We start from the raw sequence: 3078 nt of genomic DNA, 5'->3' as shown, positions 1-3078 counted from the left end.
GCCCCTACGACGGTTACACTGGAAGGGTCTTCTTTCATATCTTCAAACAGTTCATTTAAGTTGTCCCATTTAGCATCTTTAGCAACTGCAAACGCTCCGTAGTCAGCTATCATATTGGATAGAGGTGTGAAATCCTCATAAGTTAAATCTGATTGTCCATTTAAAGGTACAAAAATCAACGGAGGTGATGAAACAAATATATTGTGAGGGTCATTGGTACTATTAATATAAGACCATCCGACAGCTCCGCCTCCACCAGGTTTGTTTACAACCCCAACATTCTGCTCTACAATCTCTTCATCTTCCAAGATCTTTCCCACACTTCGTGCTGTTGTATCCCAGCCTCCGCCGGCTCCACTTGGGGCAACAATTTCTATATTTTTATTCGGCTGCCAATTCCCATCTTCGTTTGATTCTCCATCTCCACTTGAACTTTGTTCTCCGCCTCCACAGGCTGCGGTTAAAACTAATAATAATAAAGCGACCAACATCCATAATTTCTTCATCATGTTTCTCCCCTTTGAAGTGAATTGTTCTTTCATTACGTTCATAATATAAGACTGTTACAAAAATGTAACCGTTTTCAAAATAACCTGCTTTAACAACGTTAAATGAATAAACTAAATAAAATTTACACAAAAAATAAACCACCGATTTACGGTGGTTTTATTTCTATAATTGTAAATAATATTTTCTTTCGGGTCTCCCAACTTTTCCGTAGCGCATTTCTGCACTGCCTTCTTCTATTGAAATTATATACTCTAAATACCTTCTTGCGGTGGTTTTAGAAGCACCCATTTGATGACTTGCTTGTTCAGCCGTCATTCCCTCTGGTGAAGCGATGAGCATTTCACGCACCTTATCCAGAGTCAGAGGATCGATTCCTTTTGGAACCTCCCTTACTTCTGTTTTTTCTCCTTCCATGTTCCCAATCAATTGATCAACCATGTTTTGGTCAAAAGTATCAGCACTTGAGATCATGCTTTGCTTCTTCCTATAATCTTCTATGGTTTTATTAAACCGCTGAATGGAGATGGGCTTAATAATATAATCAACCACTCCGTACTTCAGAGCTTTTTCAATCATACCTTTATCATTGGCCGCTGTGATCATAATGACATCCACCGTTGGAACCTTTTCTCGAATTTCATGTAATAAATCAGTGCCAAGACGATCAGGCATGTAGACATCGAGCAGTAATAAATCAGGCTGTTGATCGATAAGCACTTTAATTGTTTCTTCCGCATTTAGAGCTTTCCCAATGACCTGAACCCCTTCAATGGCTGATAGAAATTTTTCGTGGAGCTCACCAACTCGAAAATCATCCTCCGCAATCACTACTTTAATCATGACAGCCCTCCTCCTTTCTTAGGCAAGAAAATAGAAAAAATTGTACCATTTGTATCAAATTCACTTATTTCCAAAGTGCCGCCAAGTTCTTTAACAATTTCGTTTACATTCGCAAGACCAAATCCACGCTGAGCGCCTTGTTTAGTAGAAAAACCACGCACAAATAGATAAGGCATAACTGATTCTGATATGCCTGGTCCACTATCTGTAACTTCAAAAACAATTTCATTACCTACATCTGTCGCAAAAAAGTCAACTTCCTTTACCGACTCTCCTTCCACTGCTTCAAACGCATTATCTATGAGATTACCTAAAATCGTTACCAGCTTTGAGCGGTTAATATGACCAGGTATAATCTCCAGTGAAGAGTCAGGATCAATTGAAAAATTGATTTTCTGTTCAGATGCTTTACTGATTTTTCCTAATAAAATGGCCTGAACAGTTTCGTCCTTGATTTGATCAGATAGTATACGATTCTGACTTTGGGTTGTCTCAAATTCACTTTCGATCAAATCAATCGCTTCTTTATAATTTCCTAACTGGAGAAGCCCCAGAAGCACATACATTTTGTTAGTAAATTCATGAGTCTGAGAACGAAGATCTTCCGAATAGCGTTTCACTTCCGATAAGGCATTGACCATCTCTCTCACTTCAGTTTTGTCTCTAAAACTAGCTACAACTCCAACGACTTGTTCGTCTTCTAAGATCGGTGTTCTATTTACAATGATCACTCGATCTTTCAGAATCATTTCTTGGTCCTTTTCTTGTAAACCCGAATGCAGAACTCGAAGCATTTGGGTATTGGGAAAAACTTCAGTGATCGGTTTGTTTTCCGTATCTGTCTGGATGTTCAAAATCCTCATGGCTGATTGATTTATCATCTTTACTTTTCCAGCGTGGTCAATGGCGATAATGCCTTCTCTGACTGAAGAGAGAACCGCTTCACGATCACGGTATAAAGAGGATATTTGGTAGGGCTCAAGCCCGAATGTATCTTTTCTGATACTTCTTGCGAGCACATAACTGCCTGCCGTCCCTATAAGAAGAACGACTACTGATATTCCAGTAATATCCACTAGCTTAGCCCAAATAGCTGAGTTAATATCCTTGATCAGGAACCCCACCGACACGATTCCGATAATTTCTCCATCTTCACTAATAATGGGTGCCTTTCCCCTGAGCGAAGGTCCTAAAGTTCCTTCAGCTTTTGAAATATAGTACTCTCCACTCTTTAAAGCACGGACATTATCCCCGCCTACCATCCGTTCTCCAATCTTCCAAGAATCAGGGTGAGCATACCTTACACTATCCTTATTACCTACTACCACAAATTCCGCTCCTACTTCTTCCTGAATACTTAAAGCAATCGGCTGAATGATTTCAGAAGGGTCTTCGCGGTTAAATGCTTCTTGAATCGTGGGCATGAAAGAAAGTGTGGTGGCTGCTTGAAGTGCTAACTGCCCCATTTTTTCTTCAGTCTCCTGCTTTTCCCAAAAAGCAAAAATGCCTGCCAGTATAATAATTATGCCAACAATTAACGTGATGACTAATCCTAATATTTTGGTTTGCAATGATACACGGAAACGGGTGCCCATGTTTCAGAACTCCTTTATGTAAACGTTCACTTACAAATACTTTAACATAAACCTCAAGTACGACTGACATTATTTTTGATCTCTGGGTTCAAGTAAGAACCATAAATAAAAGGAAGAAACTCCCACCTCAGGT

General features: G+C 39.5%; 2 protein-coding genes and 1 pseudogene. All 3 read right to left on the bottom strand.

What is annotated here, in order from left to right:
• Positions 1–506 (bottom strand): annotated as a pseudogene (locus tag WAM07_RS02965) (tripartite tricarboxylate transporter substrate binding protein); the annotation flags it as partial.
• Positions 507–672: 166 nt separating this feature from the next.
• The gene (locus WAM07_RS02960) at positions 673–1350 is read right to left on the bottom strand and encodes a response regulator (RefSeq protein ID WP_422164640.1); all 678 of its coding nucleotides are present in this window, start codon (positions 1348–1350) and stop codon (positions 673–675) included.
• The gene (locus WAM07_RS02955; RefSeq protein WP_422164638.1) at positions 1347–2945 is read right to left on the bottom strand and encodes an ATP-binding protein; all 1599 of its coding nucleotides are present in this window, start codon (positions 2943–2945) and stop codon (positions 1347–1349) included. Before WAM07_RS02955 ends, WAM07_RS02960 begins: the two co-directional genes overlap by 4 nt.
• Positions 2946–3078 lie beyond the last annotated feature (133 nt).

The sequence above is a fragment of the Halobacillus sp. genome (assembly GCF_049282395.1).
Lineage (GTDB): Bacteria > Bacillota > Bacilli > Bacillales > Halobacillaceae > Halobacillus.
Note: the sequence above shows the minus strand (reverse complement) of the source record. Positions and strands in the feature narration are given on the sequence as shown.

What these genes read in the sequence shown, in the direction of transcription:
- WAM07_RS02960 (WP_422164640.1), bottom strand. Translation starts at nt 1,350, where the DNA reads ATGATTAAAGTAGTGATTGCGGAGGATGATTTTCGAGTTGGTGAGCTC.
- WAM07_RS02955 (WP_422164638.1), bottom strand. Translation starts at nt 2,945, where the DNA reads ATGGGCACCCGTTTCCGTGTATCATTGCAAACCAAAATATTAGGATTA.